This is a genomic window from Diplocloster hominis (assembly GCF_032380655.1).
Taxonomy (GTDB): domain Bacteria; phylum Bacillota; class Clostridia; order Lachnospirales; family Lachnospiraceae; genus Diplocloster; species Diplocloster hominis.
Map to the genome: position 1 here is coordinate 162,993 of NZ_JAWDIY010000005.1, position 14,743 is coordinate 177,735.

12 protein-coding genes and 2 tRNA genes are annotated in these 14,743 nt (G+C 47.3%); 9 read left to right on the top strand and 5 right to left on the bottom strand.

Annotated elements, in window-relative coordinates; translation table 11 throughout:
- Position 1: 1 nt before the first annotated feature.
- From ABC831_RS06700 to sigE, 4 genes are all read left to right on the top strand, one after another.
- Entirely contained in the window at positions 2–745 is a 744-nt protein-coding gene (locus ABC831_RS06700) for a cell division protein FtsQ/DivIB (protein ID WP_343247455.1), read from the top strand.
- A gap of 103 nt (positions 746–848) precedes the next feature.
- Positions 849–2,045 carry a cell division protein FtsZ gene (gene ftsZ / locus ABC831_RS06705; protein ID WP_343247456.1) on the top strand — a complete coding sequence of 399 codons (1,197 nt, stop codon included), beginning with the start codon at positions 849–851 and terminating at the stop codon, positions 2,043–2,045.
- Between the two features lie 855 nt (positions 2,046–2,900).
- Positions 2,901–3,761, top strand: coding sequence for a sigma-E processing peptidase SpoIIGA (locus tag ABC831_RS06710; RefSeq protein WP_343247457.1), 861 nt, complete (start codon positions 2,901–2,903; stop codon positions 3,759–3,761).
- Between the two features lie 25 nt (positions 3,762–3,786).
- A complete protein-coding gene (sigE, locus tag ABC831_RS06715; protein ID WP_158344548.1) occupies positions 3,787–4,527 on the top strand; it encodes an RNA polymerase sporulation sigma factor SigE in 741 nt (246 codons plus the stop codon).
- Between the two features lie 241 nt (positions 4,528–4,768).
- Here sigE and ABC831_RS06720 read toward each other — a convergent pair whose 3' ends face one another.
- Positions 4,769–5,137, bottom strand: a complete 369-nt coding sequence (locus tag ABC831_RS06720) for a YkvA family protein (RefSeq protein ID WP_343247458.1) — start codon at positions 5,135–5,137, stop codon at positions 4,769–4,771.
- 636 nt (positions 5,138–5,773) lie between these two features.
- Here ABC831_RS06720 and ABC831_RS06725 point away from each other — a divergent pair.
- Complete coding sequence (locus tag ABC831_RS06725; RefSeq protein WP_343247459.1) at positions 5,774–7,381, top strand: MBL fold metallo-hydrolase RNA specificity domain-containing protein; 1,608 nt, start codon at positions 5,774–5,776, stop codon at positions 7,379–7,381.
- A 164-nt stretch (positions 7,382–7,545) separates the two neighbouring features.
- A complete protein-coding gene (gene sigG, locus ABC831_RS06730) occupies positions 7,546–8,328 on the top strand; it encodes an RNA polymerase sporulation sigma factor SigG (RefSeq protein ID WP_158355325.1) in 783 nt (260 codons plus the stop codon).
- Between the two features lie 195 nt (positions 8,329–8,523).
- On the opposite strand, the gene ABC831_RS06735 is transcribed toward sigG, so the two are convergent.
- On the bottom strand, positions 8,524–9,090 hold the full coding sequence (locus ABC831_RS06735) for a hydrolase (RefSeq protein WP_343247460.1): 567 nt from the start codon (positions 9,088–9,090) through the stop codon (positions 8,524–8,526).
- A gap of 531 nt (positions 9,091–9,621) precedes the next feature.
- Here ABC831_RS06735 and ABC831_RS06740 point away from each other — a divergent pair.
- From ABC831_RS06740 to ABC831_RS06750, 3 genes are all read left to right on the top strand, one after another.
- Positions 9,622–10,476, top strand: coding sequence for a VOC family protein (locus ABC831_RS06740; RefSeq protein WP_343247461.1), 855 nt, complete (start codon positions 9,622–9,624; stop codon positions 10,474–10,476).
- A 155-nt stretch (positions 10,477–10,631) separates the two neighbouring features.
- A tRNA-Val gene (locus ABC831_RS06745) sits at positions 10,632–10,704 on the top strand.
- A 26-nt stretch (positions 10,705–10,730) separates the two neighbouring features.
- Positions 10,731–10,804 (top strand) — tRNA-Met (locus ABC831_RS06750).
- Positions 10,805–11,123: 319 nt separating this feature from the next.
- Here ABC831_RS06750 and ABC831_RS06755 read toward each other — a convergent pair.
- The 3 genes from ABC831_RS06755 to ABC831_RS06765 are packed head-to-tail and all read right to left on the bottom strand — an operon-like array spanning position 11,124 to position 14,472.
- The gene (locus tag ABC831_RS06755; protein WP_343247462.1) at positions 11,124–12,275 is read right to left on the bottom strand and encodes a sensor histidine kinase; all 1,152 of its coding nucleotides are present in this window, start codon (positions 12,273–12,275) and stop codon (positions 11,124–11,126) included.
- Complete coding sequence (locus tag ABC831_RS06760; protein WP_343247463.1) at positions 12,272–12,478, bottom strand: winged helix-turn-helix domain-containing protein; 207 nt, start codon at positions 12,476–12,478, stop codon at positions 12,272–12,274. Before ABC831_RS06760 ends, ABC831_RS06755 begins: the two co-directional genes overlap by 4 nt.
- A 29-nt stretch (positions 12,479–12,507) precedes the next feature.
- On the bottom strand, positions 12,508–14,472 hold the full coding sequence (locus ABC831_RS06765; RefSeq protein ID WP_343247464.1) for a M13 family metallopeptidase: 1,965 nt from the start codon (positions 14,470–14,472) through the stop codon (positions 12,508–12,510).
- Positions 14,473–14,743: the final 271 nt, after the last annotated feature.

The window sequence follows — 14,743 nt, forward strand, 5'->3', positions numbered from 1 at the left end:
AATGAAGGAAAATGCACAAAAGGGAAGGGTAAAAACAAAATGGATAATAATCCTGGTTTTCATCTGCCTGGCAGCTGCTGCCGCAGCGGCGGCGGTTGGCATCTTCCATGTTACGGAGGTGGAGGTCCAAGGAAACGTACATTACACAGAAGAGGAAATTAAGGAATTGGTCATGGATGATCCATACAGTACGAATTCGCTGTATCTGATGTTTAAATATAAATATATGGACACACAGCCAATTCCTTTTATAGATACCATAGAAATCACCATGCTTTCTCCGAGCAAGATCAGAATCAAAGTATATGAAAAAAGTGTTGTGGGATATATCGAATATCTGGGCACGAACATGTACTTCGACAAAGACGGCGTTGTGGTGGAAAGTTCGGATCTGGTGATGGAAGAGGTACCGCTGATTACAGGGTTGTCCTTTGACAGTATCGTCCTGTACAAGAAACTTCCGGTGCAGAATCAAAAAGTATTCCGGACCATAGTGGATCTGACGCAGATGCTGGACAAGCAGAACCTGAGGCCGGACCGGATTGAATTTACAGATGATATCCAGATGAACCTGTATTTTGGCAGCATAGAAGTTATGCTGGGGAAGGATGAGAATCTGTTTGACAAGATCGATGTCTTAAAAAGTGCCCTGCCCATCGCCCAGCAGGAAGAGATGGTGGGAATTATGCATATGGAGGAGGTCAGTGAAACACAAAGAGATATAAAATTTGAGCGGACAGAATGAAAAAAATCAAATCAAAATCAAATTGTAGGTTGATTATTCTATTAAAAGAATATATTATATAAGATAGTAAGTGCTAGGAATGCGAGCTAAAGGAGGAACTACCTTGTTAGAAATAATGACAAACGATGCGGAATCAACGGCCAGAATCATTATTGTAGGCGTGGGAGGCGCCGGCAACAATGCGGTCAATCGAATGATAGATGAAAAAATAGGCGGTGTGGAATTTGTAGGCGTGAATACGGACAAGCAGGCATTGCAGCTTTGCAAGGCACCCACTGCATTACAAATAGGAGAAAAACTCACCAAGGGTCTGGGGGCAGGCGCGCAGCCGGAGATCGGTGAGAAAGCAGCAGAAGAAAGCGCGGAGGAAATCAAAGACGTATTAAAGGGAGCAGATATGGTGTTCGTCACCTGCGGTATGGGCGGCGGGACAGGAACCGGAGCTACTCCGATCATTGCCAAATGTGCCAAAGATATGGGTATCCTGACAGTCGGCGTCGTGACGAAGCCATTTCGTTTTGAAGCCAAGACTCGTATGAATAATGCACTGGAAGGGATTGAAAAGCTTCAGCAAAATGTGGACACGCTGATCGTGATTCCCAATGACAAGCTTCTGGAGATCGTAGACCGCAGGACCACTATGCCGGATGCCCTCAAGAAAGCGGATGAAGTGTTGCAGCAGGCCGTACAGGGTATTACGGACTTGATTAATCTGCCTGCATTGATTAATTTGGATTTTGCCGATGTTCAAACGGTTATGGCGGATAAAGGAATTGCCCATATCGGGATCGGTAAGGCCAAGGGGGATGATAAGGCGATCGAGGCAGTTAAACAGGCCGTGGCCAGTCCTCTGCTGGAGACCACGATTACCGGTGCTTCCCATGTAATTATCAATATTTCCGGGGATATCACCCTGATGGACGCAAACGACGCGGCCAGCTATGTACAGGATATGACCGGGGAAGATACGAATATCATATTCGGAGCCATGTATGATGACAGTGTGACGGATGAAGCCAGCATTACGGTCATCGCTACTGGCCTGCGCAATTCTTCCATCATTGGACAGGGCGCGAATATCATGCCGAAGTTTTCTTATCAGCCGCCGAAGATGAATGTTCAGACTACCCAGACTGCAAATACGAACACGGCGAATACGAGAACGGCTATGCCGAAGGTACAGCCTACGGTAAATACACAGCCGCTGCCCGGGCTTCAGATCCCGAAGCAGCCGGAGGTCAATACCAGGGAGTCTGGAATTAAGATTCCGGAGTTCCTGCAGAAGAATCGAAATAAATAAGAGGTTTTCTCCAGAAGGGATATAAGTTCTGTAGTTCTTGTTTTTATATGTGATTCCTTAATATGGTGATAACCAATATACCGTAGATAATTTGAAATAGAAACAAAATTGTTTTGGCTTATTATGTTCATTTGGGGTTGCTGTATGGCTTTATTAAGCTATATAACAACCTCTTTTTTGATTATTGTGCAGTATTCATATTCTGCTGTATCAAATTCATATTGTGTAGTATTCAATTCTGCAGTATTCATATTCTATTGCATCAAATTCTGCAGTATTCAAATTCTGCAGTATTCATATTCTGTTGCATCAAATTCTGCAGTATTCATATATTCTGCTGTATCAAATTCTGTAGTATTCAAATTCTGCAGTATTCATATTTTGTTGTATCATACTCTACTGTATTCATATTCTGATATGTCGTATTCTACTGCTTATATAATTTGCTATTTTCTATCCTTCTGTATTTCTATTCTGCCGCATTTATAATCTTTTGCTTTCATAATCCTTTTGTTTGTATCCTATTATTTTAATATCTTGTAAATCTAAATTTTTAAGACATAGAAAGTATCACATTCAATTCTGCGGATTTTATTCCTACATTCTGTTTCCGGCGAATTACATGATCTGTGTTCTTTTTCTTAAATACTCCAAAACAATCCAATTCATTTGCTCGAGGAACCGCTGATTCCGTCGAGTGAACACAAAAGCACGCCGTACCCGTCGAAAACCCCAGAAAGAAACTGCGAATCGACACCGTGCTTTTGACAAATTTTCGTGTGACCGGGTCTTATAATGAATATTGCTTAAAGCCAGAACAGCATCACAAAATCCGTAAGGGAAGGATGTGTGATCTTGTATTATGAGCTGTACATAGATGTCTATTTTCTCATCAATCTGGTTATGGATTATCTGCTTTTGCTGTTAGTCAGGAGTATCCTAAAATGCAATGCCACGCATCTTAGAATGCTACTGGGAGGATTGACCGGAGCGGCCGGTGCCTGCGGCATTGTGTTCCTGCCCGCGTCCTTTCTGATTGGCAGGCTTATACTGACCTATGGGATATTACCCGTATGCATGGTAAAAATCGGGCTTCAACTGAAGGGGAAGAAGCTCATGGTGAAAGGAATCGCGCTCTTTTATCTGGTCTCTTTTTTAACCGGGGGCGTTTACCAGTGGCTGTACGAGCATACCTCATCCCAAACCGGATTCAGGACCTTTCTGTTTTTTTCAGTGGCCAGTTATGCACTGATCCAGGCAGGAATGGGAATTTACCGGCATTTTATGGCCAAAAATGGAAATATTTATCCGGTAGTGCTGTTTTGGAAGGGAAAATGCTGTCACACCATGGGATTACTGGATACGGGAAACAGCTTAAAAGACCCTGTCAGGAATAAGCCGGTTTGCATTATAGAATATGATGCTCTAAGCGAACTTATGACGACAGAAATGCGCAGACAGGTGGAAGATATGCTGAAGCTGCGTATTTGCGAAACACAGGAGTACGAACCGGAGGGGAATTTTTATTACATTCCCTATCATGCGGTGGGTAAGACCAATGGTCTGCTGCCGGGCTGCTCCATCGACTATCTGCGGATCGATCTGGATGGAGAGCCGAGAATAGTAAAAAAACCGGTGTTGGGAATCTGCTTGGAACCGATTTCCTCACAAAAGCGGTATCAGATGATCTTACACCCACAGCTGCTGGAAGGATAAGAATCGTAAACGAGGAGGAGAAATAATGATGATTAAAGTAGCGATACCAGGACATTTTCAATTTCGGGTGTGCCCGAGTTTCCAGAATATACTGTTTACCAGGCAGGGAGACGTTCACTACATAGGCGGTACGGAGGTGCTTCCCCCGCCGCTGGAACCCGACAAGGAAGCGGAAATCATCGCGGACCTGGGAACCGAATTCGACGCGGATGCAAAATCCGTGCTGATCGAGCACAATCTGCGGCTGGTCGTCTACATAGCCAAAAAGTTTGATAACACGGGAGTGGGAGTGGAGGATTTAATCTCGATAGGGACCATCGGCCTGATCAAAGCGATCAACACATTCAATCCCCAGAAAAATATCAAGCTCGCGACATATGCCTCCCGTTGTATAGAAAATGAGATCCTGATGTACCTGCGTCGGAATAACAAGACCAAGATGGAAGTTTCCATCGACGAACCGCTCAATGTGGACTGGGACGGAAACGAACTGCTGCTGTCCGATATCCTGGGAACCGACGAGGACGTGATCTACAAGGATATTGAAAATGAGGTGGAGCGCAAACTTCTGCAGAAGGCCATCGAAAAGCTGACGGAGCGGGAGAGGACTATCGTGGAACTTCGTTTTGGGCTTAACAATGCTTATGGAGATGAGATGACCCAAAAGGAGGTCGCCGATCTGCTGGGGATCTCGCAGTCTTATATCTCCAGACTTGAAAAAAAGATTATCAAGCGGCTTAAGAAAGAAATTGTGAGATTTCAGTAATGACCTGTTGAGAATCTGGGCACAAGCAGAACTGGAATTGAGGTAGAACACGGGAGTAGGCGTGTGTAAAAGTGAAACGGGACGGGAAACACCCGCCTGTTCCTGTGGGCGGGAGCGCACAGAAGTAAAAGAAGATGTTCTCCGTCCTTTTTCACAGTCTCATACGCCTCTCTTCCTGATATAGTGCAGGCTGGGTTTTTTGGAACTTTTTATTTTGAGTAGAATCGCAAGGAGGTGGATTTTATCTCCATATGATTTTGATAAGTAAAAGGATTATGAGAATCCAGATTAGGATAATAGGAAGCGCATAATACCATTTTTTAGCTGTTTCAAAATCGTTTGAATTTTGTACCTGTTTTTTGTTCTTTTCCCATATATCTTTCGGTATGAGTTTTATAGTCAATGCAATGAATGCGGGTAATAGGATTAAATCATCTAAATAGCCCAGAACAGGTATGAAATCCGGCACCAGGTCGATAGGAGACAGTGCGTATCCAATGGTTATTCCTGCTGCTATTTTAGCTGTTAGAGGCGTGTCCTTGTCTTTTAATGAGTAGAATATCGTTGGAATATCTGTTTTTAATTTCCTCGCCCTGTCTTTTAAATTCATATTACACCTCCCGACTCATATAAAACCTTTAAAATTTAATACTATATCTAATTCATTTCAATAATTTCTTTTTAACGTATTCTATTATATTGAAATCCCTAACTATAATTTATAATATAAAATCATTAATCCATCTGTAAAATATACTTATTCAAGACGGACATTAAAATGAGGCAGGTTGTACTAAATTTTGTTATGTTCTTAGCTCTTATCGTGACGGTTCTATTCTATCATAAACTATCTGAGTTTTACATTTCTTTTAATGTTTTTTCAGCGTTTTTTCAATTTCAATTTCATATAGCTATAGCTGAGCGAGGCTGCCTTAACTTTGTATGTGGCACATCCGGATCATGTCAGGCGTGGATGAGGGTCATGTAAAGACCCGGTGGCGGAGGCGCTGCCGGCACGGGTACATGACTGGTAACCGGGAGAGTTTATTTGTGCCCTGGTGGGAAATATGAGGCAGGTTTTGGTGCAGGCTGAATTTTTGTGGTTATTGGTATACAGAATGGATTCTTCTTTGTATGGATTCTTTCAACAGATGGTATATTAAATGAATTGGAATATTGATATTTTTATATCACTTGTAGTTTTTAGGGATGGTGGTACAATAAAAAGAAAAGGTAGGGGAAACGCATGAAACTTACATTTATCGGTGCTGCGCATGAGGTTACTGGCAGCTGCCACCTGCTGGAGGCTTGCGGGAAGCATATATTGATTGATTGCGGTATGGAACAGGGGCGGGATATTTATGAGAATCAGAAGCTGCCGGTCGCGCCGGATGAGATTGATTATATTTTGCTAACTCATGCCCATATTGATCATTCCGGACTGATACCGCTGATGTGTAAGAATGGGTTTAAGGGACAGGTGTTCAGCACTTATGCTACGTATGACCTCTGCGGTATTATGCTTCGTGACAGTGCCCATATTCAGGAGTTTGAGGCTGAGTGGAGGAATAGAAAAGCCAGAAGATCGGGGGCGGAGCCCTATGAACCGCTGTATACCATGAATGATGCCCTGGCGGCCATCGGGCTGATGGTGCCGGTTGTGTATGCGGAACGGATTACGCTTTGTGAAGGGATTGATATCCGATTCAATGATATGGGGCATCTGCTGGGATCGGCCAGCATTGAAGTGTGGATTCAGGAAGGGGACGTGTCGAAGAAGATCGTCTTTTCCGGGGATGTCGGGAACCTGAACCAGCCGATTATCAAAGATCCCTCATTTGTGGAATCCGCCGATTATGTGGTGATCGAATCTACCTATGGGGACCGGCTGCACGGGGAGGAACATCCGGATTATGTCGGCAGCTTTACCCGGATTCTGAGAGAAACTTTTGCCCGGGGAGGCAATGTGGTTATTCCGTCTTTTGCCGTGGGCCGTACCCAGGAGCTGCTGTACTTTATACGGGAAATTAAGGAGAAGAATCTGATCCATGAGTATCCGGGGTTCGAAGTCTATGTGGATAGTCCGCTGGCGATTGAGGCAACGAAAGTATTTAACATGAATACCAGGGCCTGCTTTGATGAAGATGCGCTGGCGCTGGTGGACAAGGGGATTAATCCGCTGCTGTTTCCGGGGCTTAAGACGGCGACTACCAGTGAGGATTCCAGACAGATTAATTTTGATGAGAAACCGAAAGTGATTATTTCCGCGTCCGGGATGTGCGAGGCCGGTCGTATCCGGCACCATCTGAAGCATAATCTGTGGCGGAAGGAAAGCACGATTTTGTTTGTGGGATATCAGGCGGAGGGAACGCTGGGCCGTAAGCTGCTGGAGGGCGCTGATACGGTCAAAATCTTCGGCGAACTAATTGAGGTGGATGCTAAGATCGAGAGCCTGAAGGGGATCAGCGGCCATGCGGATAAGAATGGCCTGCTTCGCTGGCTGGGCGGATTCCAGTCCGATATCCAGCATGTGTTTGTAGTCCACGGGGAAGATGAGGTGACGGATGCCTTCGCCCATACCGTGGAGGAAGTGATCGGATGTCCGGCATTTGCGCCTTATACCGGAGGCTGCGTGGATCTGGCCACCGGCGAGATCTTAAGCGAAGGAGTCAGGGTACGAAAGGCAAAAGAAAAACCGGAGACTCAGCGTGCAGAGAATGCGTTCCGGCGTGTGCTGGAGGCCGGTAAACGTCTGATGGCGGTGATCAGGAAGAACGAGGGCCTGGCAAATAAGGACCTGGCTAAGTTCGAGGCCCAGATCAATAATCTGGCGGATAAGTGGGACCGGGATTAATCAACAGGAAAAAACAGGATCATTCGGAGCAGATCATTGTTCCGGATGATTCTCTTTTTTTGTCAAGGGGCTTTATTTTTTATATTTTTTGTATTGTCGTATATTTCAACTTTAATGTGAGAATTCTTCTTAATAGAAAATAGTTTCAAGGAGGATTCTGGGTTATGGCTCTTAATAAGGTTGAGATCTGCGGAGTGAATACATCTAAGCTTCCACTGCTCAAGAATGACGAGAAGGAAGCTCTTTTTGCGCGTATAAAAGAGGGCGATACGGCGGCTAGGGAAACTTATATTAAGGGTAATCTGCGGTTAGTTTTAAGTGTGATTAAAAGATTTTCAAACAGCAACGAAAATGTGGATGATCTGTTTCAGATCGGCTGTATCGGGTTAATAAAAGCGATCGATAATTTTGATTCCACATTGGATGTGAAGTTTTCTACTTATGCGGTCCCGATGATAATCGGAGAGATCCGGAGATATCTGCGGGATAATAATGCGATCCGGGTAAGCCGTTCCCTGAGGGATACGGCCTACAAGGCGATCTATGCAAAAGAGAATCTGATGAAAAAGAACCTGAAAGAACCTACAGTCAACGAGATCGCAGATGAAATCGGAATCTCCAAGGAGGATATCGTATTCGCCCTGGATGCGATTCAAAGCCCGGTGAGCCTGTATGAGCCCGTATATACGGAGGGCGGTGACGCACTGTATGTCATGGACCAGATCAGCGATAAGAAAAATAAGGAAGAGCGCTGGATCGAAGAGCTGTCCCTGAGCGAAGCGATGAAAAAACTCGGGGAACGGGAACGGTACATTATCCAGCTGAGATTCTTTGAGGGAAAGACACAGATGGAAGTGGCGGAGGAGATTCACATTTCTCAGGCTCAGGTCAGCAGACTTGAGAAAAACGCGCTGCACAATATGAGAAACTATCTGATAGAGAAGTAACGGTATACAATCCTATCGCTAAGCAAAGAGCAATCTCATTGCAAAAGAAGTGCTGCTTTGTATGTTGACAGATACCAGCCGGTAAAACAGCTTATTATTTTTACAACTGTTTTAACGGAAAGAAGATTTGTCACTATACACAGCAGCATCTTTTTGATTGTCCATAAGGGAAGGACATAATAACTATGTTCGCATTTAATCCACGATATCCGGGATGGAGCGCATGGCCAGAATCGTCCGCTGGATCAGATCGGCCAGATCCCAGCCCAGCATATCGGCTCCCTTCTGGATGATTTCCCTGGAACAGCCGGCTGCAAAGCTGGGAGTTTTAAATTTTTTCTTTACGGATTTTACTTCCAGATCCTGAACACTTTTCGACGGGCGCATCACAGCCACGGCGCCGATCAGGCCGGTCAGCTCATCGACAGCGTACAGAACCTTTTCCATTTCATGCTCCGGGGCGATATCCACAGTGATCCCATAACCATGGCTGGCGGTAGCGTGGATCAATTCATCAGACAACCCTTTTTCCCGCATAATCTCCTGGCTTTTTGTACAATGCTGTTCAGGATAACGCTCAAAATCCAGATCATGGAGCAGGCCGACCTGTCCCCAGAAACCGCTGTCGGACTCATAGCCCAGTTCTTTCGCAAAATACTTCATAACGCCCTCGAGAATCAGCGCATGCTTTAAATGAAAGGCCTCCTGATTGTATTCATTCAAAAGCTTCCATGCATCTTCCCTCGAAATATTACTGTCCATTTCATCGCTACCTTTCTTTTGTAATTTCATGCCGTACAAAGAGCGGCGTCCGTACAAATTTTCAGAACCGTAATAACTAAATGAATTATATAACAAATCCGGCTAATAATACAAGACCCAGCTTGGCTGTTATCATTTAGCTGCCGGACACCCCAAAGGGCAGGTCCGTACCGAGCAGACATCTGGCGGGCTGTGCCCTGGTTTTCGGACTGTCTTTCAGGGAAAGCCGTTTAGAGTCGAAGGGGGGCAGACACAGAGTGATTCCGGAAGAGGGAGGCACACGTGCCGGGGGAAAAATCGTATATATTGGAAAAGCAAAAAGTATTACATCAAAAAGCAAAAAGTATTACATCAAAAAGCAGAAAGTATTACAATAGCACGCTTGCGGAAAATAACGAAACGTAGTAAATTCTATAGTAGGACAAAACTCATTTATGTACCAAAGAATCAAGAGAGCAAAGAATCAAGAGAGCAAAGAATCAAGAACACAGAGCGCGAAGTTCAGTTCAGAAAGAGCGAGGAGCGATAATAATGAAATTAAGTGAATATATAACGGGTGTCCAGCATCTGGGAATTCCGACGGCGGATCTTTCCGGTTCCGTAACGTGGTATGAGCAGAATCTGGGATTCCAAAAAATTTATGAAAAAACCGTTTGGAGTGATGGAAAATTAGATGTAGTCTTTCTGAGATTAAATGACCTGGTGATCGAGCTCTATGAGAAGGCAGGAGCCAATCGTGAAGTGCAGTCGCGCAGGGACGGTATTCTGGATCACTATGCCATAGATGCGCCGGACTTTGACCAATGCTGCCGTCAGGCAGGAGCAAAGGGGCTGAAATATCACGCATCAACCCCAAGCGGTGCGGTCTTATACGAAAATATCGGGCCCAGGGGAGTGCGGGGCGCTAATTATGTGGGACCCAATCAGGAAGTAATCGAGCTTTGCCACAATTGCTCCATAAACTATGGTAATCGGACAGGACTGCAGGGATGGTCTCATCTGGCCGTAAAAGTCAGTAATCTTAAGGATTCCGTTTCCTTCTATGAAACTCTGGGCTTTTCCAAAGCGGGGGAAGGGTATCTGGATACCCCGGACGGCCGGCTGTACATAGGATTTGTCGACAATCATGGATTCCAGCTGGAGCTGATCCAAATGGTGGGAGAAGGGCTTCGGGATCTGAAAAGGCGGGGGAAAGGCCATATTGACCATATAGCCCTTGACGTAAAAGACGCAAAAGAGGCTTTTTATGAGGCCAGAAAATCAGGGTGCCGTGTCCTTGATCTGGTTTTGAAGGAGCTTCCATTGTTTGAGCATGGGATTCGCTATTTCACCATTCTGGGGCCTGACGGGGAAAATATTGAGTTGAACCAGAAACTATCCTGGTAAAAGGTTTCTGTTTTGCCTGCCGATGCCGGTGAAAAAGAAGGTCATATTTAGCAAAAAAATTATTTGAAAAATTTGTAAAAAAAGTATTGACTTTTAGTCGAACTCAATAGTATAATAGCAAAGCGGGTCAGCGGTAAGACAGGCCCGCAGGAAATGGGATCTTAGCTCAGCTGGGAGAGCATCTGCCTTACAAGCAGAGGGTCACAGGTTCGAGCCCTGTAGGTCCCATCCTTTAAAAATTATTATATTGATATGGCGGGATAGCTCAGTTGGCTAGAGCACGCGGTTCATACCCGCGGTGTCGGGGGTTCAAATCCCTTTCCCGCTACTAAAAAATCCGGATATTTGATCCGGATTTTTTGTATGGTCAGATAGGAATAGATATGATATAAAAGCACTTATATAATAAATAATTCCTCCAAAGAATAGTACTGCTGCTGCAATGAAGATAACACTTCTGCCGCAGCCGGAGATTTTCACAAATCCCCAAAAGGACTCGCATCGGGACGTCCGCAGCTGCGGATCTGCTCCGCCGTATTGGAGGAATTATTGCTCTATGAACTGCGTCTAATCGAAGAACAACTGGTACAGCTGGGAATTCTGGAGACAGGGACCCTCCTGATCCCCGGCGAAAACGAAGTCTGGGATCAGGAGGATTCGGATATGGGCGGCAGTTTATTTAATTTGACGGTAAATAGGGAGCCGATATTTTTAGTGCTTGTCACTTTGATTTCTCCGCCGTGCCGTTCCAGGATCATACGGACCACAGACAGACCCAGTCCGGAACCGGGAATCTGCTGGGAGCGGGAAGGGGCGGCCCGATAGAAGGCCTCAAAGATATGAGGGAGGGCGTCCGCTTCGATGCCGCTTCCGCTGTCGGCTACCTGGACCAAGACGGCTGCCGCTTTCTGTTCCAGGGTTATTTTCACGGTTCCGCCAGGGCAGTTATACTTGATCGCGTTTTCGATCAGGTTGAAAAACGCCCGGTAGAGAAGGTTTGCATTTCCCTGTACAGGTGCCGCCTGACCGGAGACGGATAGCGTGACGGAGTGATCCTTTGCCTTCCCGGACAGCTCCCGGACCGCCTGGTCCAGCAGGGGACGCAGTTCTACCGTTTCCCCTACGGGGGCGGACTCCAAAGTGGCCAGTGAGAGAAGTCCTTCCACTGTCTTTATGATACGCTCCAGGCTCTCACCGGTATCTGCCATGAATTCCCGGTAGTCGGATTCTGTGGGGTGCGGGTCCATCTCCAGCACTTGCAGGGAGGACTTTATGACAGCCAGGGGCGTCTTCAATTCGTGGGCCGCGTTGGAGGCAAAACTTTTCTGGATCAGGAAGGAGCCTTCCAAACGGTCCAGCATTCCATTATAGGATTCCGTGAGGGCAAGCACCTCCCCCCTGGCGCCGGCCTTTGGAACACGCCGGTCCAGATGCCGGTCATCCACTTTCCGCACAGACGCCGTCAGATTTTTTAAGGGGCGCAGCACATGCCCTGCAGCAAAAAAAGTACAAACCAAAGCCAGGAGCACGATAAGTGCCATGACAAAAAGGGCCTGGGTGGAGAATTTTTGAGATGCCTCCTGATAGAATTCGCGGGGGGACTGGAACGTGGGATCAAGCTTCGCGAGCTCTTCCAGGGCGGGGTCGGTATCTGTCAGTCCCGATTCAATCAGCTCGACGTAGTGGCCGTAATAGGTGCGGGCTGCAAAAAGAGAGTTGGTAGTCAGCAGCAGGCAGGTCACCAGCAGGATTACCCCTACGATAACCGTCAGACGAATCTGCAGATTCCATTTTTTCATGAGAGATCCTCCCTGGGGGGCTGAATACGGTAGCCCTGCCCTCTCTGGGTAATGATATAATCCCTTGCCCCCGCTCCGTCAAGTTTCTTGCGCAGAGAGTGGATGTGGAACCGGAAGGAATTGGAGAAAGGGTCAGCCTCACTGTCCCAGGCATGCTCGATAAGTTCTTCCGCGCTGATCACCCGATCGGTATGAGTCAGCATATACTCCAAAAGCGTGTATTCCTTACGGGTCAGTTCCACCGGTTTCTCACCGCACCATACCTGGCGGGCAGCCGTGTCTGCCCGCAGAAGGCCGCATTTTTGTCATAGAGCGGGGCCTGGAGGATACCGGCAGGGAAGATCAGTGTGTTGGTGTTCCGGCTGGCGGCTGCGTTGACGGTGAAGGCTGCCATGGGAAAACGGCGGGGGTCCACCGGCTCGTCCAGTCCTTGTACCATTTTTTCCCACTTGTCCGCTTCAGAGGCCGCTACGTTTGCAAAATAGCTTCCGCCGTCTGTGACGCTTTTGATCTTTGCATTGTTAAAGTCCCATTTATCCGGATAACCGATGAGTACAGTGAGGGAGTCCAGTTTCTTAATGGCCTCCTGTTTGGTGGTTTCATCCATCCAGTCCAGACGGCCGATGCGGGTCTTAAAGGCTTCGGTCAGCAGATGAACCATTTCCTCGATTTCAGATTTGGACTCCGCTGGGAAATAGCGGGCTACATAGAGCTGGCCCAATTCTTCGGACAGATAAGACTGTACGGCTTCGTTGGCGGCCTCATTATAATCCGTGTCCGGGCAGCCGTTCATATTAGCCAGCTCCTGGCTGAGGTAACGGCTGAATCCGGTGACCAGGGCAATCTTCTGTATGGCCTTGAAGAGCTCCAGATTCTCTTCTGTGAACCAGGCGGTGTAGGCGGCAAACTGTTTGTCGTCAAAGACCTGCATCCGGACATTCGATTTTAATCCGATGGCGTTTAGAAGTTCCGAGGGTTTGGCCTGGGGCATGAGTTTGTCCAAAGATTTCGGGGTATAACGGTTGGTCTGGCTCTGTAAGTTCCCTAATTCTTCGGAACTGGAGGCGTTTTCTGCCAGGGCCTTTTCTATACGGAGGATTCCATCGGCCAGCCGTTCCGCTTCAGTCCGGCTCTCACCTGCCGCCGCGAGCTGATCCACCATGGAAGCCCGGTATTCCTTTATCATCTCATTGTCTGAGGCAGCGTAATCCTCCGGGGAAAACATGGGGGTCAGGGTCATCAGCTGCATGACCTTCCGGCTGCTGTCCTGGGTATCGGTGACCGCCACCATGGGGAAGAGGCCGTTGCCGAAGTTGCCAAGGTCCCGGACTGCCTGGGCGATGGCTGCGTTTAACTCGGAGAAGTTCTGGGCAGCATCCGCAGCGTCCAGATATTTACGCAGAGGCTCGATCCCTGCCGTGCTGCGCTGCTCTACCGCCAGGACGCTTGTGTAAAAGTCCCGGATTTTTTGTTCGGAGCTGCCCGTAGGATAGTCTGTGCTGCTGTTAACGATCTCCAGAATCAGGTCATGAAGCTGCTTGTCTGTGGCGGAGGCAACCGCGCTGGAGCCACCTGCGGCGGAACCGTCTGCGGGAAGCTCAAGAGCGTCCATCTCGCTCTTATTGACAGCTGTGTAGAAATTGTCTTTCAGGTTGGTACCGAATGCCTGGAAGAACCGCTGTGCGAGGATCTCGGCATCCTTTTGGGTGACGGTGGCGTTCATCTTATCGTTACCGGAGCTGCCTTTGGAGGCTGTCGGCTCCATTTCAGTCAGGCCCAGGTCAGAGGCTGCCAGTATACCGCCGTTAGACAGACTGCGCAGTGCGCTCCAGGACCATTCGGGGGCGTCCGTCAGATCTACGGCTGGAGGTGCGGTGTACCTGCTGCTGCCGGAAGGAACAGGCAGTTCTCCAAAGGCCCGGCCGGCCAGGACATACATCTGCAGCCGGGTGGCCGGTTCCGACCCGGTCAAGCCCTCCAAAACCTCGGCGCGGTCTGCATTGGGATGATAGTCATCCGCCGCCTTAATGAAGTAATCGGCAAGCTGTCCTGTTGTAAGGGCCGCCCCATTATCCGCCGGAGCCGGAGAGGTTCCGGGCGCCGTACTGTCTCCAGGGGCGGGGCCTGCACAGGCGGTCAGTGTCATGATAAGCAGGAGAGTCACTGCGGTTAGCCGGGTAAAAAGCTTCGTTTTCATAAAAATTATCCTTTCTGTTCCCGCGGTGTATCAGAGTAATACGGGGTACTGGGGAAATAATAGCATATGGATTGTTAGATTTTTGTTAGGACGAGAAGGAATGTGAGATTTTCTTTACTTTAAATCATACTATTCCGGACATAAATTAGGAAAACAAATCAGGATAACGGAAATTTTTATTTTCACGAAAAAGGAACTGTGATAAAATACGTATGTGTATTTAAAAGACTGTTGGAGAGGAAACCTTGTTATGGCCGGACCTGGATAATGC

What these genes read in the sequence shown, in the direction of transcription:
- ABC831_RS06700 (WP_343247455.1), top strand. Translation starts at nt 2, where the DNA reads ATGAAGGAAAATGCACAAAAGGGAAGGGTAAAAACAAAATGGATAATA.
- sigE (WP_158344548.1), top strand. Translation starts at nt 3,787, where the DNA reads ATGATGATTAAAGTAGCGATACCAGGACATTTTCAATTTCGGGTGTGC.
- ABC831_RS06720 (WP_343247458.1), bottom strand. Translation starts at nt 5,137, where the DNA reads ATGAATTTAAAAGACAGGGCGAGGAAATTAAAAACAGATATTCCAACG.
- ABC831_RS06725 (WP_343247459.1), top strand. Translation starts at nt 5,774, where the DNA reads ATGAAACTTACATTTATCGGTGCTGCGCATGAGGTTACTGGCAGCTGC.
- sigG (WP_158355325.1), top strand. Translation starts at nt 7,546, where the DNA reads ATGGCTCTTAATAAGGTTGAGATCTGCGGAGTGAATACATCTAAGCTT.
- ABC831_RS06735 (WP_343247460.1), bottom strand. Translation starts at nt 9,090, where the DNA reads ATGGACAGTAATATTTCGAGGGAAGATGCATGGAAGCTTTTGAATGAA.
- ABC831_RS06740 (WP_343247461.1), top strand. Translation starts at nt 9,622, where the DNA reads ATGAAATTAAGTGAATATATAACGGGTGTCCAGCATCTGGGAATTCCG.
- ABC831_RS06755 (WP_343247462.1), bottom strand. Translation starts at nt 12,275, where the DNA reads ATGAAAAAATGGAATCTGCAGATTCGTCTGACGGTTATCGTAGGGGTA.
- ABC831_RS06760 (WP_343247463.1), bottom strand. Translation starts at nt 12,478, where the DNA reads ATGCTGACTCATACCGATCGGGTGATCAGCGCGGAAGAACTTATCGAG.
- ABC831_RS06765 (WP_343247464.1), bottom strand. Translation starts at nt 14,472, where the DNA reads ATGAAAACGAAGCTTTTTACCCGGCTAACCGCAGTGACTCTCCTGCTT.